This is a genomic window from Pantoea phytobeneficialis, from assembly GCF_009728735.1.
GTDB lineage: Bacteria > Pseudomonadota > Gammaproteobacteria > Enterobacterales > Enterobacteriaceae > Pantoea > Pantoea phytobeneficialis.
Window position 1 is genome coordinate 2,157,425 of the sequence record NZ_CP024636.1, and the last position, 24,985, is coordinate 2,182,409.

Below are 24,985 nucleotides of genomic sequence, written 5' to 3' on the forward strand. Positions count from 1 at the left end.
AATCAGGGGTTATGCACCAACATAACCCATCATTGACGAAAATTAGTGTCCGGCAAACTCGGTAAAGGCCACCAGTTGCCGTGTCAGGAAGCGTTTGGTGTCTTCATCCACCAGCACACCGTCAATCACCTTATGGCCGACATCGCCGATCATCGCTTCTGGCTTATTCAGAACTTTGGCGTCGAAATAGCCAAGGATTTGCCGCAGATGCATCTGCGCCCGCACCCCGCCTAATTTGCCCGGCGAAGCGGATTGAATCAGCACCGGTTTCCCGGCCAGTGGCTGGGGATTGACCCGTGACAACCAGTCGAGTGCGTTTTTCAGCAAACCCGGTATCGAATGGTTGTATTCCGGCGTAATGATCACCAGACCATCGGCCTGCTTAATCTGTTCAGCCATCGCGACCACCGCCGCCGGGAATCCGGCCATTTCGGTGTCCATGCTGTAATGCGGGAATTCGCCAGGCGAGCCCAGTGCCTCAAACACCACGCCCTCAGGAGCCAGTTCCGGTAAGGTACTGGCGATGGCGGCATTCACCGAACCACTGCGCAAACTACAGGTTAATGTGACAAACTTCATCGTTTTCTCCTTAACGTTAAAACTGATACACCAGACCGATGGCGAGGACATCGTCAGTGGAGACACCCGCTGCGGTTGTGAAATCGCTGCTATCGATCAGGTTCAGCTTATAGTCGACATAGGCGAGCATATTTTGATTGAAAAGATATGACGTACCGAAATCGACAAATCTCACCAGATCCTGATTGCCATACAGCTTGCCATTGCCCGCCAGACCGAGATCTTTAGCCCGAGCCTGGTTATAGGCGATAAACGGAACAAAGCCTGAGTCAAAGGTGTATTGAGCAAAAACTTCGAAGATTTGCGACTGGTTGGCATAGCCATAGATGTCAGAACCGCTGCGGGAACCAAAGCGTGAAGCGTTGTACGCCTGGGTGTACATGGTGGCGACATACCAGCCATGCGCATCATATTTCAGTGCGGCCGAGTAAGCTTCCGCATGATCGCCCCGCCCCATGATGCCGCTGGCGGTGCTGTTCTGCTCGCGGGTGCGGTCGGAATGGGTAAAGGCACCGACGGCTTTAAAGCCATCGCCAAACGCCCAGGCAACCGACATCCCGTAGCCGTCGCCATTTTGTCGCAGGACATCGCGCGCGCCGGGTTCTCCACCGCCATCATTTTTACCCTGATATTGCAGGGTAAAATCCAGCCCCTGAACCGCACCAAAGAAACCGGTATTGCGGTATGTCGCCAGGCTGTTGCCGCGCCGGAACATAAACTGGTCGGTATTGTAGGTCAGGGCGTCAAACTCGGGCTGCATATCGGTCAGGCTGAGTGCATCGTATAACACCCCGACGTTGCGCCCATAGTCAAAGGAACCATATTTACCGGCTTTGATCCCGGCAAACCCCAGGCGAGTGAACATCGAGTCGCTTTCACTTTCGGCCTGATTGGTATTGAACTGGCTTTGCCATTGTCCATAGCCGATAAGCAGATCAGAAATCTGTGTCTGCCCTTTGAAGCCGACGCGCATATAGGATTGATCGCCGTCCTGACTTTTATCATCGCTAAAATAGCGCAAGCCGGACACGAGTCCATATAAGTCTAATTTGTTGCCATCTTTGTTATAAATTTCGGCTGCTGAGGCGTGGCTGCCGATAAAAATCCACGGTGCTAACAGCGCCAGTGTTGTGAGCTTCATTTACCCCTCCCCTGAAAGAAACGCGTCAATTATCTGAGGGGGATGGAAAAAAAGTAAGTTATACAGAAGGATAGTTATACGAAGATATAATTGCTCACGCTGCCCTGATGATCAGTTATTCCTTCAAATTATCTGAATGACTTCGCCAGGTATCCGCTATTTTGTTACCTCGCCCCGGTGTTTACAATTTATTCAATCGCAGCCAAGTCTGCTTATAAATTGGATCACACAGGAAATCATCATGAAATCTTTCAACATTATTATTGCCAGTCTTGCCCTGCTATTTTCGGTGGTCAATGTGGCGCAAAGCGCACCGGCCCGCAGCACCCTGTTGGATGATGCCGCCGCTCGGGTCGTGATGCAGTCGAAAGAAGCCGGGGCCACCTGGAAAGGCGACAGTGAACGCTATGTGAATCATATCGAGCCTGGCGCAGAGTTGATTAAATACACCCGGTAACACCGTCTCTCATGTACAAATTGAGCCGTGCTCCCGCCCTGCATTAATCAATGCAACCTTATGAAATACAATTGAAAAACCCTTAAGCCAACCGGTAATCAAGGCCGCCGGGACAGGCTTGTGTCCCGACAGTGACAGGCTTCTCTGACTATACTTTCGCGGGGGAAAAATCGTGTGCCACCCCCGGGGCTGATGAAGAAAACCTTAAGTATCAATGAGGAGTCTGTTCTATGGCATTTGTAACGACAAAAGATGGCGTGAATATTTTCTTTAAAGACTGGGGCCCCAAAGAGGCTCAACCGATTGTTTTCCATCACGGTTGGCCGTTAACGGCGGATGACTGGGACAATCAGATGCTGTTCTTTCTGGCGCAAGGTTACCGGGTGATTGCGATTGATCGTCGCGGTCATGGTCGCTCGGACCAGGTCAGTGACGGACATGATATGGACCATTACGCAGCAGATGCGTCAGCGGTAGCGGAACATCTTGACCTGCATCATGCGGTGCATATCGGCCACTCTACCGGTGGTGGTCAGGTGGCCCGCTATGTTGCCAAATATGGCCAGCCGCAGGGGCGTGTTGCCAAAGCGGTGTTGATCAGCGCGGTGCCTCCGTTGATGTTAAAAACCGCCAGCAATCCCAATGGCACCCCGCTGGAGGTGTTCGATAGTTTTCGCGCCGCGCTGGCGGCAAACCGTGCGCAGTTCTACCTTGATGTCGCTTCCGGCCCTTTCTATGGTTTCAACCGTCCAGGTGCAGAGATTTCCCAGGGAACGATTCAGAACTGGTGGCGTCAGGGGATGATCGGCAGCGCCAAAGCGCATTACGAAGGGATCAAAGCCTTTTCGGAAACCGATCAGACGGAAGATTTAAAGGCCATCACCGTTCCCACCCTGGTGTTGCAGGGCGATGACGATCAGGTGGTGCCCTATAAAGCGGCCGCCTTGTTGCAGGATGAGTTACTGCCAAACAGCATCTTAAAGATTTACCCCGGCTTCCCTCACGGTATGCACACCACCCACGCTGATGTGATCAACGCCGACCTGCTGGCGTTTATTCGCGCCTAGTTTTATTATCGAAGCGGTTAATTCAGATGAATCAGGCAGAGGAAGTTAATCATATTTCCCTGCCTGTTTTTTATTGTGTTTTCCTGTAAAGAACATTCCGCAATGGCATCAAATTTTATTTATCATGATAAGAATTAATAGCAATTGATATGATAAGCCTGCAATACATGCCAGACTGATTAAATAGATGAAAAATAGACCATTTTTTCAATAAAAAGCCTGATTGACAAACACACTTTCCCGACTAGATTTCAATATGTGTCGCTGTTGAAATATAACCGAAGCCAGAGGTGTAACATGAGACTCTCTCTCAAGTCAGACGTGCCCGCATTGCAAGGAAAACTTGCTGAATATGAAAAAGATGAAACCATAACCAATATTGAAGTCCTGGAGTTAAGTAAACTCGCTGATGATTATATGGCGAAAGTGCAGGCTGAATATTTGAATCTGGATAAAGACGTTTTCCAGGTTTGTATTGATGACATTTCTCAGGCAATGCAAAAGATGGCGATTGAAATTGAAAAAAACAAACCATCACAAGAAGATAGTGATAACCTGAATGCCGCCATACAATTTCAGTTAGCGCAACTGGTCATTAATTACAATCGCACCGTGGGTAAAGTGAAATTCAAATCCGGATTCCTGGCCCTCAGTAAAAACAGTTGACCTCCCCTGTAGCGGCGCGATTTATCGCGCGCCCTGGCCTTTGATGCGTGATTTATCCTGGGCATTAAAACCAGCCAGAAAACAGCGCGATAATTCACGCCGCTATCAACATTACCTGATGATAATGCTAACAATTGTGCTAACATGCACAGGCATTCTAACTACCATACATCTCGCGCAGGTTGAACCTGCCTTTTTTCGCACTATATTGGCTATTGAGCACGACTTTTAAACATCCGTGAAATTCAGGTTGAGAAGAGATCTTCTATGAATCACATAGTTTACGTTGTTGATGATGACGAGTCGGTACGTTCTGCTCTGAGTAACCTACTTAGCTCAGAAAATTATGACGTTATCGCTTTTTCTACCGCCCAGGCCTTTCTTGACTATGCGTTTCCACAGGTTCCCGGTTGTCTGATTCTGGATATTAATATGCCGGGTGCCGATGGTTTTGCCGTGGCGAATGCGCTGAATGCGCGTGGTTATGTTATCCCAACCATTTTTCTCACCGGTTTCGGCACCATTCCGGTTACGGTTCGGGCGATGAAAACCGGCGCTTGTGAGTTCCTGACCAAGCCGGTCGATCCGGATCGCATATTACAAGCGGTGGCCGAGGCGCTGGCGATCGCGGAAGAGAATCTGGCTTCCTCGCAGGAAAAGTACGACATCACGTCCCGCCATCAATCGCTGACGCCGCGTGAAAGTGAGGTGATGTTGCTGGCGATCAGCGGCCTGCTCAATAAGCAAATCGCCGCTGAGATGGGTATCAGTGAAATCACCGCCAAGGTACACAAACGTCGGGTGATGGAAAAAATGAATGTCCGTTCGTTATCCGACCTGGTGCGTGCTGCTGAACGACTGAATATTCTCAGCACGCGCCGTCGCTAATCTTATACGCTGGCTGGCGGTTCGGTGGGTAAGGTAAACCAGAACACACTGCCGCAGTCAGCCCGGTTTTCCCCTTTCAGCTCACCACAGTGCTTTTTAATGATGCCGTGACTGATGGTCAGACCCATGCCCATCCCCTCTTTTTTCGTGGTATAGAACGAATCAAAGATATGTTCCTTCACCGCGTCAGGAATACCTGAACCGGTGTCCCGCACCTCAAAACGGATGGTACCCGGTGTGGGGTTAGCGGTGGCAAGCGTCAGGACCAGTCCACGATCTTCGATGCCGGTCATAGCATCAATGGCGTTCACCACCAGGTTCAGTAGCACCTGCTGAATCTGGATGCGGTCACAATAAACTTCCGCGTGCTCGGCGTGCAGCTTCAGCTCCAGTGAGATCCATTTACGTTCAATCTCCGCCCGTGAAAGCGCCAGGATATCGCGCGCAATTAAATGCAGGTTGGCTTTGGCATACACCGAGTCATGTTTGCGGGTTAACGCCTGCAAGCCGCGAATAATATCGCCGGCGCGTTTGCCTTCCTGCAAAATCTCATCAAGGCTGAAGCAGGCATTCTCAATATGGCTCTGCTCACGTTTCAGCCAGCGCAGGCTGGCACCGGCATGCGCGACAATCGACATCAGCGGTTGGTTGATTTCATGCGCAATTGACGCGGTTAACTGACCGACGGTGGTGGCGCGCGAAACCCGCGCCAAATCCGCCTGCGCCATCCGGGCGGCATCTTCAGCCCGGCGTTGTACCGTGATGTCCGAAATGGTGCCGAAATATTCTTTCACCTCCGGCCAATTATTCACCGGATCGCCGATCCCTTTGATGTAACGACATTCACCATCCGGGCGGATAATACGAAATTCCGCCTGCATGCTGATGCCGTTCTGTACGCTGTCGCTGACCAGGTCGTTGATACATTGATGGTCATCGGGGTGCACGAAGGTCATAAAATCCGCCATCGACAGCGTTTTCGGTTGTTCCGGCAAACCGAGAATACGTAGGTACTCATCCGATACCGACATTAAATCCTGTTCAATCTCCCAGCTCCAGGTGCCGGTATGACTGATTTTCTCCCCCAGCATCAGCGACGTCTGGCTGGTGCGTAATTGCTTCTCCACCCGGCGGCGATGGATGTTCTCCTCCAACAATTCCGCATATAAACGGGCGGTTTCGATTGAAACGGCGGCCTGGGCGCTCAGGGTTTTCACGATATGTGATTGTTCGGCGGTAAATACATCCGGCATCAGGCGGTTTTCAAGGTACAACACCCCCACCATATTGGCCTGTTTGAACATCGGTACGCACATCACCGCCGCTCCCGAGGAAACCAGATACGGGTCCTGACTGAAGGGGCTGAAATCCTCCGGTTTGCCGGTACGGATCTCCTGCCCGGTGCGGATCACCGCGGAAAGCACCGACAACGGCAAATCGCTGGCTGTCGGGCGTTGTTTAACGATCCTGACTTTGACGCCATCGGCATTCGCTTCCGCCCAGGCTTCCGTTTCCGGGATATTGCCATCCAGCACGCGAATCAGCAGGCAACGCTGTGCGCCCGCGCGCTCCAGCAGCATACGCATCAGGATATGGATCAACCGGTCGAGATTGATCTCCTCCGTCAGGGCGCGCACCGCCGTGACCACGCTCTCGAGGTCGCGAATCGATTCATCCTCAAACGGAATGGTGGTGAAGGCATTGCCCGGTTTTTGCGTCGCCAGTTGGGGATCGCGTTGCTCAAGCTGCCGCACTTTGGCGAGCGCCCCCCAGTTTTCCCAGCCGCTGATGGCCCCTTTTAAATAGGCATCGGCCGGGACATTCAGGTTCCAGGCCTTGGCGCAATCCCCCGCCAGCTCGTAAGCCAATGCATTGATATGCACGTAACCTGCTTTGCGCGACAGATTGATCGCCATTTCGTACTGACTCAGCGCCTCGCCCACTTCACCACGCAGGCGCGCCAGTTCAGCAGCCAGTAGTGCCACCTTGTCAGCAAACAATTCGGGATTCAGCACCGACCACTGCACCAGCTGCTCAAAATGCGCGTGGACGGTTTTGTGCAGCGCAGCATTCGCCTGGCCGCTTGCCAGTGGGACGGTGAGCGTCAGGGCGCTGAAGAAATGTAAATCCATCAGGTAGATATAACCCGGTACGGCTTTGACCAGGTACGCGGCTTCGGCAAAACAGGGGGTGGCCTGCGTATATTCACCGGCATAGAAATGCGCCATACCGCGATACAGCCACGACCAGAACAACACCATCGCTTTTGGCCCGGAAACGGGGCCTGGCTCGCTGCCGACCAGGTGAGTTGGAAAGGCATCGACACCGCTAAATTTTTCCCGACGGCTGCCGCGCAGATGCATCACCAGATGCTTTTGCATCAACAACACGTTTTCCACATCGGGATAAAACGATTTCTGCGTAAACGCCAGCCCCCGTTCAATGGTGGTCTGCACCGACTCCAGATGATCGCCACGCGTCAGGTAGTTCATCACCTGATGACGCAATGAAAGACAGGCAAAGGATTTGTCGCCATGCGCCAGCGCCACATTGAAACTTTTCTTCGCGCAATCGATTGCGAAGGCCAGCGGTTGCGTCCAGATCCCCACTTGATCAAGAGGCAGCAACGTGCGGGCTTTAAAACGTAAAAAATTATGTTTCTCAGCCAGTTGGCTGGCGAGCAGCCCGGACTTAAAGCCGTAATGATATTCCTGGTAGCGGTCAGTAATCAGCACGCTAAACCACGACAGACCGAACACCGAGGCCCCGGCAATGCCATGATCCAGCGTCATATCGAGGATTTTGCACACCAGCAGCAGGTGCAGCTGGGGACAATCGTACGACGACGCAAAGATGGTGCTGGCCATCAGGTTCAGCACCGACTCTTTTTCGCGATTCGCCATCAGCGGCAATACGCCCAGTGTGGCCGCCGGGTCTGGCCCCAGCCGGGCTTTCAGGGCATACCAGGCCGCATTGCACTCCTCTTCGTCGGGATAGCGATTAAAGTGCACACCAAATACCGAAAGCCATGCCAGGGCTGTCTCCAGCGCCAGAAAGTTGTCCGACTGGCGCATATGAATTTCCGCCGACAGGCAGGCCACGGCCGATTTCTCGGTCAAACTGCCGGGCATACCGAGCAGCGCGGTACAGCGCGTTTGCGCCTCGTTAAGATTACCCTGCAAAAACTGGCACTCCGCCTCTTCAAAGCCGAGCAGGAAATGCTCGCCCTCGCCGCGCTGATCATTCAACACGCGCGCGGTGCGCAAATAGCGTAACGCAGAGGCATAATCCCCTGCCCGTTTGGCGCGCTGCGCTGCCGTCAGGCTCAGTTGAAAGTAGTTACGATGTTGCACCGCATCTACCGGCATATCCGCCGCCATCGCAATATGATGCACCGCGCGGAACAGCATCTCATTGCCTTCGGCACGCGGTGCGGATGCAGCCAGCAACGCTGCCGCCTGCTGATGGATAAGCAATTTCTGTCTGGGACCGATCAATAAAAACGCCGCGTCATGAACTCGACCGTGGGTAAAGGCGTAGTCATTATCGGTAATGGTGATAAACCGTGCCGCCAGCGCCGGTCTTAACCGTTGCTGAACATGATGCGGGCGGGTGCCAAGAATCTGGCTGAGCAGTCCCAGTTGTCCCTTGGCACCGAGACAGGCCATGCTCCCCAACAGTTGGCGTGTCGGCTCTGGCATCCGTTCCAGTTGTCGTACCACCAGGCTGGCGACATTATCGGTGTAATGACGTGCCCGCAAAGCACCTTGATCGTAATGCCACTTCAGCGGGTCCTGGGTATAGAAAATCAACCCGTCAGCGATCGCCTGCTTGAAAAATTCCTGTAAAAAAAGCGGATTACCCCCAGTTTTCTCATGGATCAGCTGCGCCAGTTCAGTCGTTCCGCTGCTGCGGGTATGCAACATCCCGGCCAGCCAGCGCGCCACCATTTTGGCATTCAGCGGCTCAGGGGTGATCTCAGTCAGGCGTGCGGCCGCGCCACGGATACGTGTGAGAAAATCCGCTACCTGCGGGCAAGGCATCGATTCTGCGTCACGGTGGGCGATCACCAGCAAAAAAGGCAGATGGTCATTACGCTGAAACACATTTTCCAGCAGTTGCAGGCTGGCCTGATCGGCCCAGTGTACATCGTCAATTAACATCACCAGCGCTTTGCCAGAAGAGGCAAACGCCTTGATCAATGCGCACGCCATCTGATGAAAACGTTCGCGCGCATCGCTTAATGTATCGGTGGTCAGCACCGTCTGAGGGATATCCAGCAGTTGACGCAATTCCGGCACCAGTTCGACAGCCAGATCGCAATCATCACCCAACGCGCGCAGCAGACGCGCGCGCCAGACCATCACGTCGGCGGCAGACAAGCCAAGCAGATATAAAGTGAGCGTTCGGAACGCGGCGCTGAGCGCCGAATAAGGCACCTGCGGCGAATGTTGATCCGCTTTGCCGACCGTGAGCAGAATCGGCTTGTGTTGCAGCTTTTTCAGTGCCGACGCGATAATTGCTGATTTCCCTGCTCCCGGCGCGCCCCCAATCATTACCAGATGATGCGTGCCGCTGCGTTGTACTTCATCCAGCGCATCCAGTAACACCCGAGCCTGGGCATGGCCGGTAAACAGCGTTTCGACACGATAATTGCTGGTGAAACGCTCCTGAAGTCCGAGGGTAAAAGCAGCGATGGTGCCTTGTGGCGTCAGGGTCGCTTTGCAGCGTCGCAGGTCAGCCATTAAACCATCGATGGTTTGGTAGCCATCCAGCGGCGATTTTGCCAGCAAACGCAGGATAATGGCCGACAGCATGGCCGGTACATCGGGGCGAATCGCTTCAGGTGGGCGCGGTGCGGTGGCCAGATGGTGATGGATCCACTCCGCCTGGCCAGCCTGCGGAGAGCCAAAGGGTAACTTACCGGTCAGCATTTCATACAGCACCACGCCGAGGCTGTAGAGATCACTCAGATTGCTGACCGGAAAAGGGGTGCGCCCGGTATGTTCTGGCGACATGTATGCCAGCGTGCCACCGGAGGCGCGCAGCGAATTTTTCAGTTGCGAATCCAGCGTCACCGAGGCAAGGCCAAAGCCCCCGAGACGAAAAGATCCATCGTTGTTCAGGAACAGATGCGCCGGTTTGATATCGCCATGCACAATGCCCTGATGATGCGCCTGGCTTAATGGCAGACAGAGTTGGATGGCATTACGCAGGTAATCGGCAATCTGCTCGGGCGGCATCGCAATAATCCCCGCCAGCGTGCGATAAGGAAAGGCCGGGTACACCAGCGCATAGTGTCCCTGATAGCGGGTGTAGCCGAGGGGTTTTACCGCCCAGCGGGTTGCCAGATGCGGGGCCAGCGTCAGCTCATTTTTGAGTAGCTGCGTCCCCTGAAATGCCAGTTCGTCACTGGCGGCGGTAGCGATTATAAAAGCTTCACCGGTCGTCTCTCGTCCCATTAGCCAGGCGATGCTGCCATCCTGCGCCAGTGGGGTCAGCACCATCTCGTCCGGCAAGGTGATTTTCTGTTCTTCGTTGCCTTCCTGCGGGAGCGAGATTATGCCCATTAGCGTGTTTCCCCGTGAGACAGTTCGTTACGTATGATGGTCAGGAGCGTATCAACATCAATAGGCTTGCGCAAAAAGGTCACCGCGCCGAGCGCAATGGCATACCATTGCACCGCCTCTTCCTGCTCCGCGGAGATAAAAATCACGGGTAAGGTCACGGATTGTTGTTGCAGGATGGCGAACAGCTCAAAACCGCTCATCCCCTTCAGTCTGACGTCGATGATCAACATGGCCGCGCCGGTTAACGCTTTGTCATCGCAGAGGAGTTCTTCGCCTGATTCGTACAGGCTGGTGGTGTATCCGTCAGAATGCAGTAAATTGCTCAGGCCATTACGGACTGAGCGTTCGTCGTCAACGATAACGATATGCTGTGGCAGCGTCATGCTGTAATCCTCCGATAATCCTCACGCAAGCGTGAGGATGTTCCTTAGGGTTCCTTCTCTCCTTCGGGCGGCGGTGTGCCACTGATTTTTGGCACACATTCGTGGCGGAACCAGGCCAGAGTCACCGGCTGACGGCGAATCAGCCGTTGCGCCAGCGGCACCAGTTGCTCCCCCACCAGCATGCCAAACAATCCCAGCAAGGCAATCACCGGTGGCGCCGGGGAATTCACATCGATCAGGCCGTAGATCACACCGGCCAGAACACCTACCCCCAACGAGATAACGTAGGATTTCAACATGTTCAGCCGACCTTATCAACGTGGGTGGTGATGGTGCTGGCCTGCGGCTGTGGCTTGACATGCGCCATAATCTGCCCACCAATAATCATGCCCAACAGGCCGACTAACGCAATCGCAGGCGGTGCTGGCGATCGTACCCGCAGTAGCGCGTAAAACAGCCCCACCAGCACGCCCGCCCCCAGAGAAATGATCAACGGATTCATCATGATCCTCCTGTGACCGGCACAACAGGTGCCGGTCAACCGCAGGGAATTAGCGTGCCGGAACCGGTGCCAGGGTGCGGTGCTCGCTCTCCTGACGTGAAGGTGCTTTGTGCACCATCGTGTAGGCATAATCCACGCCAATGCCGTATGCGCCGGAATGCTCTTTGGCGATCTTCATCACTGCGTCGTAGGTATCACGGTGTGCCCAGTCACGCTGCCACTCCAGCATTACCTGTTGCCAGGTTACCGGGATCACGCCCGCCTGGATCATGCGCTGCATGGCATAGTCATGGGCTTCTTTTGAGGTGCCGCCAGACGCATCAGCCACCATATAGATTTCGTAACCCCCTTCCAGCATGGCGCACAGCGCAAAGCTGTTGTTACAGACTTCAGTCCACAGGCCAGACACCACCACTTTCTTCTTACCGTTTGCAGCCAGCGCATCACGTACTTTCTGGTCGTCCCATGAGTTCATCGAGGTACGTTCCAGAATATCCAGCCCCGGGAACACGTCCAGCAGCTCAGGGTAGGTATAGCCGGAGAAACTTTCGGTTTCGACGGTGGTGATAATCGTCGGGATGTTAAACACCCTGGCCGCTTTCGCCAGCGCGACGGTGTTATTTTTCAGCACCTGACGGTCGATTGACTGTACGCCAAACGCCATCTGCGGTTGCTGATCGATAAAGATAATCTGGCTGTTAAGCGGGGTCAGAACTTCAAGTTTTGAGTTGGACATGAATTTACCCATTGAGGTTAGTAACTGGATTTCCGCGAACAAAGATACGGAGCAAAAGTGGCAGTCACCGGCTGGTCACTGTCCGATCTGAGTTTAGGTGGCATGGGGGGGCCGGACCATTATCTCTGTGTATAGGTATACGTTCGTATAGGTATCCCTTTGTATAACTAGACGGTGTTTCTCCCCGCTAACCATAATCCTGAGCTGATGGTGCGACCGCGCACTCCCCGTCCGGCCAACCCGGACATCTCAGTTCAGGAGGATCTATGGTGACGCTCGGTAAGGCAGAGCTGATTTTAATCAACGGCAAATTCCACACCGTCGACCGCGCCAACCCGGTAGCCGACGCTGTAGCGATTCGCGAAGGAAAATTTCTGGCGGTGGGCAGTCAGGCGGAAGTGATGGAACATCACTGCGAAGGTACGAAGGTGATCGACCTTAAAGGTCATACTGCGGTGCCTGGCCTGAATGACTCGCATCTGCACCTGATCCGTGGCGGTCTCAATTACAACCTCGAACTGCGCTGGGAAGGCGTGCCTTCACTGGCCGATGCACTGCGTATGCTGAAAGAACAGGCGCTGCGCACGCCATCGCCGCAGTGGGTGCGCGTAGTGGGAGGCTGGACCGAGTTTCAGTTTGCTGAACGCCGCATGCCGACGCTGGAAGAGATCAACGAAGCTGCACCCGACACGCCGGTGTTTATCCTGCACCTGTACGATCGCGCCCTGCTCAACCGCGCCGCCCTGAACGTGGTGGGATACACCAAAGACACCCCCAACCCACCGGGTGGCGAAATCCAGCGCGACAGCAACGGCAACCCGACCGGCATGCTGATTGCGCGCCCGAATGCGATGATCCTCTACGCCACGCTGGCGAAAGGGCCGAAATTGCCGCTGGAGCTGCAAATCAACTCCACCCGTCAGTTTATGCGTGAACTGAACCGTCTTGGCCTGACCAGCGCCATCGACGCCGGGGGCGGTTTCCAGAACTACCCCGACGATTATGAAGTGATCGCCGAGCTGCACAGCAAAAAGCAGATGACGGTGCGTATCGCCTATAACCTGTTTACCCAGCGTCCCGGTCATGAACTGGAAGATTTTGAAAAATGGACCGATATGCTGACGCCAGGCCAGGGCAGCGACTATTTCCGGCATAACGGTGCCGGTGAAATGTTGGTGTTCTCCGCCGCCGACTTCGAAGATTTCCTTGAGCCGCGCCCGGATTTGGCCCCCGGTATGGAAGATGAACTGGAGCGCGTGGTGCGTCATCTGGTGGAACACCGCTGGCCGTTCCGCCTGCACGCCACCTACAACGAATCCATCAGCCGTATGCTGGATGTGTTTGAGAAGGTGGATCGCGAGATTCCGTTTAACGGCCTGCACTGGTTCTTTGACCATGCCGAAACGGTGACGCAGAAAAATATCGACCGTATCAAAGCCCTCGGCGGCGGCATTGCGGTGCAGCATCGTATGGCGTTCCAGGGGGAATACTTTGCGGAACGTTATGGCATTGAAGCTACCCGCCATACCCCGCCGGTGGCGCGCATGCTGGAAACCGGCGTACCGGTTGGTCTGGGTACCGATGCGACTCGCGTCGCCAGTTATAACCCGTGGACCGCGCTGTACTGGCTGGTTTCTGGTCGTACCGTGGGTGGCATGCAGATGTATGACGTCAACGCGCGTCTCGACCGTGACACCGCGCTGATGCTGTGGACGCAAGGCAGTGCCTGGTTCTCCAGTGAGCAAGGTAAAAAAGGCCAGATCAAAGTCGGCCAACTGGCGGATATGGCGGTGCTGAGCAAAGACTTCTTCAGCGTGCCCGAGGAGGAGATCAAAGGGATCGAATCCGTGCTGACGGTGGTGGATGGCAACGTGGTGTATGCCGCCGGGACGTTCAGCAGCGAAGCGCCACCGACCCTGCCGGTACTGCCGGAGTGGTCGCCGGTGGTGAAGGTACCGGGCCACTACCGCAGTGCGCCTCCCGGTGCCACCACCCGCGTTGGCATGATGCCGCAGGCGCACCATTGCAGCGGCCCTTGCGGTGTGCACAGCCACCAGCATGATATCGCCCGTGGCGCTAACGTTCCGGTAGCCGAAGACAACGCCTTCTGGGGCGCGCTCGGTTGCAGCTGCTTTGCGTTTTAAACTTATGAAAACGTCATCGGTTTTCTCATTCCCGCCCCGGATCGATCTGGGGCTGTTCTTCCTGCGCCTGACCGGCAGCCTGTTGCTGCTGCATGTACATGGTCTGCCCAAGGTGTTTCATTTCCAGCAGGAACTGACGCGCATTGAAGACCCGTTCGGCATGGGGCCGTATATGAGCCTGATCCCGGCGATCATCGCCGAGGTTGTCTGCCCGATCCTGATCATTCTGGGTTGGTGGTCACGACTGGCCTGCCTGCCAATCATCGGCGTGCTGCTGGTGGCGATGCTGGTGGTGCACCCGGACTGGACGATTGCTGACGGCCAGTTTGGCTGGTTGTTGCTGATCATCTTCACTACCCTGGCGCTCACCGGGCCGGGTGGCTGGCGTATCGGCGTCAAAGCAAAACAGGAGCTGCGTCATGGCTCAGGTTAATGATATGCACAGCGCGATGGTAACGGAACTCCCGGCGCAAGCCGCCTCGCCGTGGCAACCGTTGCAGCAGCCGGTTTTCCGTATGCTGTGGCTGGCGACAGTGGTTTCCAACATCGGGTCATGGATGAACGATGTCGGCGTTAACTGGAGCATGTTGACGTTAAGCGCCGATCCGCTGTCGGTGGCGCTGGTGCAGGCCGCCAGCAGCCTGCCGATGTTCCTGTTCGCGCTGCCCTCCGGGGTGATGGCCGATATCGTCGATCGCCGTAAATATCTGCTGTTTTCGCAACTGTGGGTGTTTATCGCTGCCGCCGGTCTGACGCTGCTCTCCTTTTTGGGTCTGGTGACGCCGTGGGTGTTGCTGGTGGCGGCTTTCCTGCTCAGTACCGGTGCCGCGATGAGTTCACCGCCCTTTCAGGCCATCGTGCCGGATTTGGTGGAGAAACATGAACTGGGACCGGCCATCGCGCTTAACTCGCTCGGCATTAATATCAGCCGCGCCATTGGTCCGGCGCTGGGTGGTCTGATCCTCTCTTTTGCCGGTCCGTGGATGGTGTTCCTGCTCAATGCCCTCTCGGTGCTGGGCGTGGCCTGGGTGTTGTATCGCTGGAAAGCGCCCGCCAGCATCCAACGCCTGCCGCCAGAACACTTCTTCCCGGCGGTGCGGGTGGGATTGCGCTACGTCCACGCTGCCCCGGTGTTTCGTAACGTGCTGGTACGCACCTTTGCCTTCTTCCTGTTTGGTAGCGCCGGATGGGCATTGTTGCCGCTGGTCGCCCGGCGTGAACTCGGTCTGGGGCCTGGCGGTTACGGCATTATGCTGGCCTGTATCGGCGTTGGTGCCATCTGTGGCGCGGTGCTGCTGCCCGGCTTACGCAAAAAATTCAGTGCCGACCGCCTGATGGTGCTCGCCAGCATGCTGTTTGGTCTGACAATGCTGGCGCTGGCCTTTATCCGCCATTTCTGGTGGCTCAACGCCTGTGAGTTCTTTACCGGTTTTGCCTGGATTGCGGTGCTTTCCACCCTCAACCTCGGCGCGCAGCGGAGCGCGGCAAAGTGGGTGAAAGCGCGGGCGCTGGCGGTTTACCTGACGGTGTTTTTCGGTTCAATGACCATCGGCAGTGCCGTGTGGGGACAACTGGCGGCTCATTTCTCCATTCCGCTGTCGCTGACCTTCGCCGCCGTCGGCATGTTTCTTTCCTGCGCGACCGTCTGGCGTTGGCGGCTCGATCAGGACCCGGATTTAAATCTGGAGATCCTTAATGACACCGACAACAACCCTACGCCCGAGATCCACCACAACCGTGGCCCGGTGATGGTCAGCTATGAATATGTGATCCGCAATGAAGATGCCCATGATTTCACGGTGTGTATGCAGGATATGCGCCGGGTACGCCGTCGAGGCGGGGCCATCAACTGGTCGATTTATGAAGACGTGCTGCAACCGGGCATTTTCGTGGAAACCTTTGTCGTCGGTTCGTGGATGGAGCACCTGCGTGAAAAGGAGCGCTACACCATGAACGACCGCAAAATCCAGAGCCGGGTTTACGCCTTCCATCAGGGCGAAAGTTTGCCCGAAGTTCGTTATCTGGTTGCTCCGGCATGACGCCGCAACCCTGACATATCAACCCACAACAGCAATAAGAGGTCCATGCAATGAGCACGTTTAAAACCACAGATGGTACGCAGATTTATTTTAAAGATTGGGGCAAGGGTAAGCCGGTGCTGTTCAGTCACGGCTGGCCGCTGGATGCAGATATGTGGGACAGCCAGATGAATTTTCTGGCCGAACGTGGCTATCGTGTTATCGCTTTTGACCGTCGCGGTTTTGGTCGTTCCGATCAACCGTGGCAGGGCTACGACTACGATACCTTTGCCTCCGACATTAACGATCTGATCAACCATCTGGGTCTGGATAAAGTGACACTGGTGGGTTTCTCGATGGGCGGTGGCGATGTGACCCGCTATATCGGCAACTACGGCAGCGCGCGCGTCACCAGCCTGGTGCTGCTGGGCGCGGTTACCCCTATTTTCGGTAAAGCGGCAGATTACCAGGAAGGCGTCGATTTGTCGGTGTTTGCCGGTATTCGCGACGGTTTGCGTAAAGATCGTGCTCAGTTTATCAAAGACTTTGCTGCACCTTTCTATGGCACCAATGCCGGCCAGACTGTCTCTGAAGGGGTGCTGACCCAGACGCTGAATATCGCCCTGCTGGCCTCGCTGAAAGGCACGCTGGATTGCGTAACGGCGTTTTCTGAAACCGATTTCCGCGCCGATATCGCCAAAGTGGATGTGCCGACGCTGGTGATCCACGGCAGTAACGATCAGATTGTGCCGTTTGCGACGACCGGTAAAGTGGCGGCGGAGATGATTTCCGGTGCTGAACTGAAAGTGTACGACAATGGCCCACATGGCTTCGCCGTGACTCATCAGGATCAGTTGAATGAAGACCTGCTGGCGTTTCTGCAACGTTAAGGTCTGATACGTAGCGGCGCGATAACTCGCGCCGCTACGGAACATTATCAACGGGAAGGATGGTTCACTTCCAGCGGGCGCAGATCAAACAACAACACTTCTGCGGCCTCACCCTCGCTAAACGTCAGTGTCTTCTCATTACGTACTCGCGCGCCATCTCCGGCTTTGAAGGTCACGCCATTAACGGTGACGTTACCGCGTGCCACATGAATATAGGCGTAACGATCATCATCCAGCGTGATGGTTTGCTGCTCGCCGGCATCGAATAACCCGGCATAAATCCGCACGTCCTGACGGATGCTGAGTGCGCCCTGCTCACCCTCTGGTGACACAATCAGCCGCAGATGGCCGCGTTTTTCATTCTCTGGCACCGAGATCTGCTGGTAGCCCGGCGGGGTATTTTTCTCATCCGGCACCACCCAGATTTGCAGGAAGTGCACCCCGTCTTCGCTGGAGTGGTTGAACTCGCTGTGCGTCACGCCGCTTCCGGCGCTCATCAGTTGCACATCACCGGGGACAATCACCGAGCCGGTACCCATTGAGTCTTTATGTTCCAGCGCCCCTGCCAGCACATAGGAGATGATCTCCATATTGCTGTGCGGGTGAGCGCCAAATCCACGGGCTTTTGCCACCCGGTCATCATTAATCACCAGCAGGTCAGAAAAGCCCACCTGTTTCGGGTCCCAATAGTTGGCGAATGAGAAGGTATGGTGTGAATGCAACCAGCCGTGGGCACCGACACCACGTTGTTCTGACAGGCGTTGTTCAATCATGATTTGCTCCTTAATCTTCTGTGTTTAACCGGATAAAGGGGTTGTTTCCCTTCGTTGAACACAGATTAAGGTAAACAAATTTGCCGAACAATTACGTCAATCTGCAATCAGTGTAACGATTTAGTGGACAATCATGTGATAAAAAAGCGCGAAAAATCGCGCCGCTACGCAAGTCTGTCGCGGCGCGATGCATCGCGCGTTAAAAGTCTGCCAGTTTGTAGCGGCGCGATTTATCGCGCGTCAGGCAATTACAGATTGGAGAACTTATGCAGCACCCGCACCAACTGGGTGACAAATCCGTATTCGTTGTCGTACCACGACACGGTTTTCACCAGCTGGACATCGCCCGCTTCGCTGATTTCCGTCTGGGTGGCATCAAAAATCGAGCCAAACGGCAGACCAATCACATCGGAAGAGACAATCGGGTCTTCGGTGTAATTAAAGGATTCGTTGTTTTCACATGCCAGCTTCAGCGCGGCATTGATCTCCGCCACCGTCACCTTTTTATCCAGCACCGACACCAGCTCAGTCACAGAACCGGTTTTGACCGGTACGCGCTGCGCATGGCCCTTTAGCTTGCCGGACAGCGCCGGGATCACCAGACCAATGGCTTTAGCCGCCCCGGTGGTGTGCGGAATCACGTTTTCCACCGCTGCGCGTGAAGCGCGGAAATCTTTACCCCGTGGCCCATCCACCAGCGCCTGGGTACCGGTATAGGCGTGCACGGTGGTCATGGTGCCAACCTTAATACCAAAACTGTCGTTCAACGCTTTCGCCATCGGAGCCAGGCAGTTGGTGGTGCAGGATGCCACCGAGATAATGGTGTCATCGGCGGTCAGGGTGTCGTCATTGACGTTGAAGACGATGGTTTTCATCTCCCCGGCCGGGGCTGAGATCAGCACTTTTTTGGCCCCGGCATCCAGGTGCGCCTGGGCTTTTTCCGCCGAGGTGTAGAAGCCGGTACATTCAATCACCACATCCACACCGAGATCGCCCCAGGGAATGTTCTTCGCTTCTTTTTCGGCAAACACCTTGATGTTGTTACCGCCGACCACCAGGTTTTGCCCCTCCGCGCTCACGGTCGCCGGGAATGCGCCATAGTTGGAGTCATACTTCAGCAGGTAAGCCAGCATTTCTGGTGAGGTGAGATCGTTAATGGCAACAATTTCAACGGGTTCTTTTTGCTCCAGCAGGCGACGCAGAACCAGCCGACCGATACGTCCAAAGCCGTTAATACCGATTTTTTTCATAACAGAAGTCCTTGCCAATGGTGAAGAGGAATTCAATAACAACCGGGAAAGATGACAAATAAATTAACGCAACTGCGGCCTTTGCCCCACACATTCTGTGCGCAAAAAAACACCAGCCTGGCGGCGAGTGTTGGCAGGTTGAATGAAAGTGTTATTTTTTCATCAGGTTCCTGGTGATCCTGAAAAAGGCATGCTTATCGTTGGCATGTAAAAGCCTGATTTCACCCGGCGTGGCATGCATATATTTTTTATAGACGCGGGTGAAGGTTTGCTGGCTGGTAAAGCCATTTTCCACCGCAATCTCCAGCAAGGTTTTGTCGCTGTGGATAATGGCGAAAGTAGCTCTGATAACCCGGCGCAGACGCATATATTCACCGAGGTTATAGCCGGTCACCTCGCGGAAAATACGTTGAAAATGCCAGTGACCATAACCACTTTTGCCGGTGATGGTACTGACACGAATCGTTTCGTCATACAGGTGTTCTTCGATCCAGTGAATAATGTCATCCACCACCGAATAAATCATTTTGTCTTGCGTTGGATAAAAGGTCGGCAAAAACGGTTTTACAGCAGTGATAGCATTCATATCACACCCAGCTTTGCAGAGATTGGGTGACAATATCAGTCATGCGCGCTGGAAAAGGTAGTTATACAAATGGATAGGTATACGAAGGGATAATTGATTGTTGCTCAGGATGCGCGATAAATCGCGCCGCTCCGGCTGAGCACATTTTTGTAGCGGCGCGATTTATCGCGCGTTTTTGATATGAATTATCTATCTCTGCCACCGTCAGGCCGCAGCTAACCATAACCAAAGCCGATTACCCCGCCATTACATCATCTGCTGTGCCAGCCGCAGTTCTCTGATCATTTGTTCTGCTGCCGGGGAGACGGGATAGGCGGCATGGGTGACGGCATAATGGGTCACTGTCCATGTCGGTGAGTCCGGTACGCAGACCAGCGGAAAGCGCGTCTGCATCAACTGTGCATAATGGTGCGGCAGGATACCCACCACATCGCCCGCGGCAATCAGCATCGCTACCGCCTCAATCCCCACCGCCTCCGGTCCCCGGCTCAGGTGCAGACGCGCCAACGCGTCCTCAACAAACGGCTGCTGTGCACGCCAGACTAACGGTAACTGCCGCGCGCGCAACTCATTGCCAGCCAGCGTATACAGGCCGTGCGACTCGTCAAACAGGTCGACATAGTGCAGTGACGGGGTCTTCTGGTAATCCATCACCCCTTTGATGACAATGTCCAGTCGTCTGTCCAGCAACGCCTGAATCAATTGCGATCCCGCCATGACGCTTAACGATAGCTGGACTCCCGGTGCATGGTGGCGCAACGCGCGCAACGCCTGTTGCAGATGCGAACCGCTGTGGCTGATGACATTGTCGGTGATCCCCATCACCAGCGGCCCGGAAATCACGCCGCGACTGGCATCCATCGCCGGGAATATGCGATCCAGCGCGCCTAACGCTTCGCGGGCATACAGCAGCGCTGACTCCCCCGCCACCGTCAGCTCGAAGCCTTTCGGCCCGCGCGTACACAGCGCCGTTCCGAGGGTTTCTTCGATCGATTTGATCTGACGACTGATGGTCGCCTTGGTCATATTCAGGGATTTCTCAGCAGCAGAAAATCCGCCAGATTGCGCCACTGCGCAGAATATTCGCAAGGCGCGCAGGTCTTTCTCATTCAATGTCCGGGATTTCATGGTTGCTGTTTCCGTAACCGTGATTACAAATAAGATCAGTTTTCCTGGTAAACCGGCATCCCTACACTCGCCTCAGTTCGTTTTTCGCCAATACCAGGAAATCATTATGTCTTTACCGTTAACAGTGCCACCGCAAACTAATCATAAATCACTGCTGTTTTCCGAATTAGCCCTCGATCTCGATAATTTGCAAGCACATTTTGCCGTGCTGGGGATGCCTTACGGCGCGGCTTACACCCCGCAGGACTACAACAATGACCAGGTTCGCGCCCCGACCGCCATTCGTCAGGCCTCCGATCGTGTCATTCGCAGCCCCGAACGCTACGACTTCGATATCGATGGTCCGTTATTGCAGGGCCGGGATGACGTGCGTTTTGTCGACTGTGGCGATGTCCCTGCTGACCTCAATGATCCACGCGGTCACTTCGTTCGCGCCGAACAGGCCGTGCGTAAGATTCTTGCCGCCGGTGCGATTCCCATCGTCCTGGGTGGCGATCACGGCATTACCAACCCGATCCTGCGCGCCTTTGACGATCAGGGGCCGATCACTATTGTCCATCTTGATGCGCATCTCGACTGGCGTGATGACGTCAACGGCGTGACTGACGGCTTATCCAGCCCGATGCGCCGTGCTTCTGAACTGCCGTTCATCAAAGACATTATTCAAATCGGTATGCGGGCCTCAGGGAGTGCCCGCCAGGAAGAAGCCGATTATGCCCGTGAATGGGGAGCCAAAATCATCACCGCTTATGAGCTGCATGATCAGGGTATGGACGCCGTACTGGCGCAGATCCCGGACGGCGGTCGCTATTACCTGACCATTGATGCTGATGGTTTTGATCCGGCGGTGATGCCTGCCGTGGCTGGCCCGGCACCGGGCGGCGTGACCTTTGTTCAGGCACGTAAACTGATTCACGGTTTAGTGAAAAAAGGCCGGGTGGTCGGCATGGATATCGTTGAAATCCAGCCGGCCAAAGATGTTCATCAGCTCTCCTGCATGACCGCAGGCCGTCTGGTGCTCAATTTGATTGGTGCGGCAATTCGCGCCGGTTACTGCGACAGCAATATTTAACCTTTTGGAGGACCTATGACTCTTCGCTCGCTTCTGCTCAGTGCGCTGCTGTTTTCATCTGTTTCTCAGGCTGCTGACCCTATTCGGGTGGCGATTGATCCCACCTTCCCGCCGATGGAATATATCCAGAACAACCAGCGCACCGGCTTTGATGTGGATTTAGCGGCCGCCCTGTCGAAACAGATGGGCCGTCCGTTGGTGTATACCGATATGGATTTTAAAGCGATGGTGCCATCGGTGTTGGCGGGACGTCAGGACATCGTGTTATCTGCCATCTACATCACCGACGACCGCAAAAAAGTGGTGGATTTCACCGCCCCCTATTTCTCTGCCGGACTGGTGGTGATGGTGAAAAAAGGCGACACCCGCATCAAAACACCACAGGATCTGGCCGGTAAACGCGTTGCCGTGCAGGTCGGCACCAAATCGGTCAAGGTGTTGGCGGATCAGTTCCCCGGCGCACAAACCGTGGAAGTGGAAAAGAACGAAGAGATGTTCAACTCACTGGAAGCGGGCCGTGCCGATGCGGTGGTGACCGGTAAACCGGCCGCGCTGCTTTACAGCAAAACCCGTGGCACCACGCAGATCCTGACGGAACCGCTCACCCACGAAGAGTACGGCATTGCGGTGAGCAAACGTGAGCCGGAACTGCGCCAGCAACTCAATGACGCGCTGAAAGCCATCAAAGCGAACGGCACTTACGATGCGTTGCAGAAAAAATGGTTTGGCACCGCCGCACAATAAGCCGGGGTAAGCATGGTTGAATTTGATTTTACCCCCGCGTTTGCTGCCTGGCCGGAGTTGTTGTCAGGGGCCTGGGTGACGATTGAGGTCACCCTGTGCGCCCTGCTGATCAGCTGCTGTCTCGGTACCTTAATCGGTCTGGGGAGGCTCAATCCCCAGCGCAAACTGGTGTGGTGGCTGTGCAACAGTTACGTGGTGTTCGTCCGTGGCACGCCGCTGCTGGTGCAGCTGTTTATCCTCTATTTCGGTCTGCCCTATTTTAACATCGTTATCCCGGCCTTCGTCTGCGGCATTATCGGTCTGGGATGCTACTCGGCGGCGTATGTCTCTGAGCTGGTACGCGGTGCAATTTTGTCGATCGATCGTGGGCAAACCGAAGCGGCGCGCTCAATGGGGATGTCCGGTGCCCAGGCGATGCGCCTGATTATCCTGCCGCAGGCGTTGGTACGCATGGTGCCACCGCTGGCTAATGAATTTATTGCGCTAACCAAAAATTCCGCACTGGTTTCGCTGGTGACCATTCACGACCTGATGCATGAGGGGCAGAAAGTGATCAGCGTCTCCTACCGCTCGCTGGAGGTTTACATCGTGATTGCCTTTATCTATCTGCTGATGACCAGCAGCACCATGCTGCTGCTGCGCGTGGTGGAGAAAAAACTGCGTGCCGGGGGGATGGTGCAATGAGTACCGCCATCATTGAGGCGCTTAACCTCGATAAGTATTTCGACCAGCACCATGTGCTGAAGCAGGTCAGCCTGTCGGTGGCTCGCGGTGAGGTGGTGGTGATTATCGGCCCCAGCGGCTCCGGTAAAAGCACCTTTTTACGCTGCTGCAACGGCCTCGAAGTCGCACAGCTTGGCAGTATCCGCCTGTGTGGCCAGCAGTTATTGCAGGATGGCAAACTGCTGACCGAGCCGGACCTGAACATCCTGCGGCGTCAGGCGGGGATGGTGTTCCAGTCCTTCAACCTGTTTCCCCATCTGTCAATTCTCGATAATGTCGCCATTGGTCCACACAAAATTCTGAAACAGGGACGCGCCTTCGCCCGGCAACTGGCGCTGGAACTGCTGGAAAAAGTCGGGCTGGCGCATAAGGCACAGGCGATGCCTGCCAGCCTTTCCGGCGGTCAGAAGCAACGCGTTGCGATTGCCCGCGCACTGGCATTGCAGCCCGAGGTGATGCTGTTTGATGAACCTACCTCGGCCCTCGACCCGGAACTGACCAGGGAAGTACTGGAGGTGATGAAGCAACTGGCGCAGGACGGAATGACGATGATCATCGTCACACACGAAATGAACTTCGCCCGTGAAGTTGCCGACCGGCTGGTAGTGATGGAGGATGGTGTGATTGTCGAGCAAGGTCCGACCCGCACGCTGTTCTCCTCCCCGACTCACCCGCGTACCCGTGCACTGTTGCAGCATGCGCTGATTTCCGCTGGAGAAAAACATGAGCATTAATCTGCGCGGCAGCGAACGGCTGAACCGCGCGTTTACCGGTATTCCCACCTTTCTGCGCGCGGATTATTGCGCCAGCCTGAGCGAACTGAATGCGGCGGTGGCGGTATTTGGCGTGCCCTTTGATGAAGGTTCCCCCTGGCAACCGGGCAGTCGTTTTGCCCCGCGCAGCATTCGCGAACATTCAATGCGTTTTGCCCCGACGGGTTTCTTTGATGTTGAGCGTCAGCAACATTTCCTGACCGATGTGGTGACGCAGGGGCGTCTGGTGGATGTCGGGGATGTGGATGTGTTGCCAACCAATGTGATGGGTACCCATGACAATATCAGCGCTATGACGCAGTCGATTCGCCAGCGTCAGGCGATTCCCGTCGCCATCGGTGGCGATCATTCGGTATCCTGGCCGCTGATTCGCGGCATTCAGGAGCCGGTGCATGTGGTGCAGTTCGATGCTCATCTCGATTTCGCCCCGGTCACCAACGGCGTGCATTACAGCAACGGGCAACCCTTCCGCCATATCATGGCGCTGGAACAGGTACAAAGCCTGACGCAGATTGGCATACGCAGCCGACGTGTGCGCCCCTCGGAATTCAGCGATGCCACGGCACAGGGCAGCACCATTATCACGCACCAACAGTTCCGCCAACGCTCAGCCGAGGCGCTGTTTAACCATCTGCCCGCCGGGGAAAAATGCTACATCAGTATCGATATTGATGTGCTGGATATGGCGCTGGTGCCCGGCTGTGCGTCCGCCGAACCGGGTGGGATGCAATATGACGAACTGCTGCGGTCGCTGTTGGCGCTGATGGCACGCATGGAGGTGGTGGGGATTGACCTGGTGGAGGTTAACCCGCAACTGGATGTTGCTACGGGTGTCACCTCATATCTTGCTGCTCATCTGCTGGTGGAAATGCTGGGCCACCTGCTGCAATAAGCG

The 24,985-nt window shown here is 55.1% G+C and carries 24 protein-coding genes; 13 read left to right on the plus strand and 11 right to left on the minus strand.

The window, feature by feature from the left end; genetic code table 11:
- Nucleotides 1–42: 42 nt before the first annotated feature.
- Together CTZ24_RS10050 and CTZ24_RS10055 are read right to left on the minus strand one after the other, a co-directional pair.
- Complete coding sequence (locus CTZ24_RS10050) at nucleotides 43–579, minus strand: NADPH-dependent FMN reductase (RefSeq protein ID WP_021183239.1); 537 nt, start codon at nucleotides 577–579, stop codon at nucleotides 43–45.
- Between the two features lie 16 nt (nucleotides 580–595).
- On the minus strand, nucleotides 596–1,720 hold the full coding sequence (locus CTZ24_RS10055; RefSeq protein ID WP_208725470.1) for a porin: 1,125 nt from the start codon (nucleotides 1,718–1,720) through the stop codon (nucleotides 596–598).
- A gap of 241 nt (nucleotides 1,721–1,961) precedes the next feature.
- Here CTZ24_RS10055 and CTZ24_RS10060 point away from each other — a divergent pair, with 241 nt between their 5' ends.
- The 4 genes from CTZ24_RS10060 to CTZ24_RS10075 all read left to right on the plus strand — a co-directional run bounded on the left by CTZ24_RS10060 (nucleotide 1,962) and on the right by CTZ24_RS10075 (nucleotide 4,798).
- A complete protein-coding gene (locus tag CTZ24_RS10060) occupies nucleotides 1,962–2,177 on the plus strand; it encodes a hypothetical protein (protein WP_208725471.1) in 216 nt (71 codons plus the stop codon).
- Between the two features lie 230 nt (nucleotides 2,178–2,407).
- Nucleotides 2,408–3,244, plus strand: a complete 837-nt coding sequence (locus CTZ24_RS10065; RefSeq protein ID WP_208725472.1) for an alpha/beta fold hydrolase — start codon at nucleotides 2,408–2,410, stop codon at nucleotides 3,242–3,244.
- Nucleotides 3,245–3,541: 297 nt separating this feature from the next.
- Complete coding sequence (locus tag CTZ24_RS10070) at nucleotides 3,542–3,910, plus strand: hypothetical protein (protein ID WP_021183236.1); 369 nt, start codon at nucleotides 3,542–3,544, stop codon at nucleotides 3,908–3,910.
- 267 nt (nucleotides 3,911–4,177) lie between these two features.
- Nucleotides 4,178–4,798, plus strand: coding sequence for a response regulator transcription factor (locus CTZ24_RS10075; protein WP_208725473.1), 621 nt, complete (start codon nucleotides 4,178–4,180; stop codon nucleotides 4,796–4,798).
- A 2-nt stretch (nucleotides 4,799–4,800) separates the two neighbouring features.
- Here CTZ24_RS10075 and CTZ24_RS10080 read toward each other — a convergent pair whose 3' ends face one another.
- From CTZ24_RS10080 to CTZ24_RS10100, 5 genes are read right to left on the minus strand one after another with little or no spacing between them, the layout of a single operon-like run.
- Nucleotides 4,801–10,368, minus strand: coding sequence for an ATP-binding sensor histidine kinase (locus CTZ24_RS10080; protein ID WP_208725474.1), 5,568 nt, complete (start codon nucleotides 10,366–10,368; stop codon nucleotides 4,801–4,803).
- Entirely contained in the window at nucleotides 10,368–10,751 is a 384-nt protein-coding gene (locus CTZ24_RS10085) for a response regulator transcription factor (RefSeq protein WP_021183233.1), read from the minus strand. The genes CTZ24_RS10080 and CTZ24_RS10085 overlap by 1 nt, the downstream gene beginning before the upstream one ends.
- Nucleotides 10,752–10,795: 44 nt before the next feature.
- Nucleotides 10,796–11,050, minus strand: coding sequence for a XapX domain-containing protein (locus tag CTZ24_RS10090; RefSeq protein WP_021183232.1), 255 nt, complete (start codon nucleotides 11,048–11,050; stop codon nucleotides 10,796–10,798).
- A 2-nt stretch (nucleotides 11,051–11,052) separates the two neighbouring features.
- The gene (locus tag CTZ24_RS10095) at nucleotides 11,053–11,253 is read right to left on the minus strand and encodes a DUF1427 family protein (protein WP_036625194.1); all 201 of its coding nucleotides are present in this window, start codon (nucleotides 11,251–11,253) and stop codon (nucleotides 11,053–11,055) included.
- A 49-nt stretch (nucleotides 11,254–11,302) separates the two neighbouring features.
- A complete protein-coding gene (locus CTZ24_RS10100; RefSeq protein WP_036625330.1) occupies nucleotides 11,303–11,989 on the minus strand; it encodes a hydrolase in 687 nt (228 codons plus the stop codon).
- Between the two features lie 266 nt (nucleotides 11,990–12,255).
- Between CTZ24_RS10100 and CTZ24_RS10105 the strand changes: the two genes are divergently transcribed.
- Genes CTZ24_RS10105 through CTZ24_RS10120 form a run of 4 tightly spaced genes read left to right on the plus strand, consistent with a single transcriptional unit; the run spans nucleotide 12,256 to nucleotide 17,041 of the window.
- Nucleotides 12,256–14,133, plus strand: coding sequence for an amidohydrolase (locus tag CTZ24_RS10105; RefSeq protein ID WP_208723439.1), 1,878 nt, complete (start codon nucleotides 12,256–12,258; stop codon nucleotides 14,131–14,133).
- 4 nt (nucleotides 14,134–14,137) lie between these two features.
- The gene (locus CTZ24_RS10110) at nucleotides 14,138–14,566 is read left to right on the plus strand and encodes a DoxX family protein (RefSeq protein WP_021183228.1); all 429 of its coding nucleotides are present in this window, start codon (nucleotides 14,138–14,140) and stop codon (nucleotides 14,564–14,566) included.
- A complete protein-coding gene (locus CTZ24_RS10115) occupies nucleotides 14,553–16,172 on the plus strand; it encodes an MFS transporter (RefSeq protein ID WP_208723440.1) in 1,620 nt (539 codons plus the stop codon). The genes CTZ24_RS10110 and CTZ24_RS10115 overlap by 14 nt, the downstream gene beginning before the upstream one ends.
- A 50-nt stretch (nucleotides 16,173–16,222) precedes the next feature.
- Nucleotides 16,223–17,041, plus strand: coding sequence for an alpha/beta fold hydrolase (locus CTZ24_RS10120; protein WP_208723441.1), 819 nt, complete (start codon nucleotides 16,223–16,225; stop codon nucleotides 17,039–17,041).
- 47 nt (nucleotides 17,042–17,088) lie between these two features.
- Here CTZ24_RS10120 and CTZ24_RS10125 read toward each other — a convergent pair whose 3' ends face one another.
- The 4 genes from CTZ24_RS10125 to CTZ24_RS10140 form a co-directional block, all read right to left on the minus strand.
- Nucleotides 17,089–17,814, minus strand: a complete 726-nt coding sequence (locus tag CTZ24_RS10125; protein WP_208723442.1) for a pirin family protein — start codon at nucleotides 17,812–17,814, stop codon at nucleotides 17,089–17,091.
- Between the two features lie 248 nt (nucleotides 17,815–18,062).
- Entirely contained in the window at nucleotides 18,063–19,064 is a 1,002-nt protein-coding gene (gap, locus tag CTZ24_RS10130) for a type I glyceraldehyde-3-phosphate dehydrogenase (RefSeq protein WP_021183224.1), read from the minus strand.
- A gap of 151 nt (nucleotides 19,065–19,215) precedes the next feature.
- Entirely contained in the window at nucleotides 19,216–19,650 is a 435-nt protein-coding gene (locus tag CTZ24_RS10135; protein ID WP_021183223.1) for a helix-turn-helix domain-containing protein, read from the minus strand.
- Nucleotides 19,651–19,896: 246 nt separating this feature from the next.
- Nucleotides 19,897–20,778 (minus strand): LysR family transcriptional regulator, encoded by an 882-nt coding sequence (locus tag CTZ24_RS10140; RefSeq protein ID WP_208723443.1) that lies wholly within the window; start codon nucleotides 20,776–20,778, stop codon nucleotides 19,897–19,899.
- A gap of 106 nt (nucleotides 20,779–20,884) precedes the next feature.
- Here CTZ24_RS10140 and CTZ24_RS10145 point away from each other — a divergent pair, with 106 nt between their 5' ends.
- Genes CTZ24_RS10145 through CTZ24_RS10165 form a run of 5 tightly spaced genes read left to right on the plus strand, consistent with a single transcriptional unit; the run spans nucleotide 20,885 to nucleotide 24,982 of the window.
- Nucleotides 20,885–21,850, plus strand: a complete 966-nt coding sequence (locus CTZ24_RS10145; RefSeq protein WP_021183221.1) for an agmatinase — start codon at nucleotides 20,885–20,887, stop codon at nucleotides 21,848–21,850.
- Nucleotides 21,851–21,865: 15 nt separating this feature from the next.
- Nucleotides 21,866–22,594 carry a transporter substrate-binding domain-containing protein gene (locus CTZ24_RS10150; RefSeq protein WP_208723444.1) on the plus strand — a complete coding sequence of 243 codons (729 nt, stop codon included), beginning with the start codon at nucleotides 21,866–21,868 and terminating at the stop codon, nucleotides 22,592–22,594.
- A gap of 12 nt (nucleotides 22,595–22,606) precedes the next feature.
- On the plus strand, nucleotides 22,607–23,278 hold the full coding sequence (locus CTZ24_RS10155; RefSeq protein WP_208723445.1) for an amino acid ABC transporter permease: 672 nt from the start codon (nucleotides 22,607–22,609) through the stop codon (nucleotides 23,276–23,278).
- Nucleotides 23,279–23,286: 8 nt separating this feature from the next.
- Entirely contained in the window at nucleotides 23,287–24,051 is a 765-nt protein-coding gene (locus CTZ24_RS10160) for an amino acid ABC transporter ATP-binding protein (protein WP_437180277.1), read from the plus strand.
- Entirely contained in the window at nucleotides 24,041–24,982 is a 942-nt protein-coding gene (locus CTZ24_RS10165; protein ID WP_208723446.1) for an agmatinase, read from the plus strand. The genes CTZ24_RS10160 and CTZ24_RS10165 overlap by 11 nt, the downstream gene beginning before the upstream one ends.
- Nucleotides 24,983–24,985 lie beyond the last annotated feature (3 nt).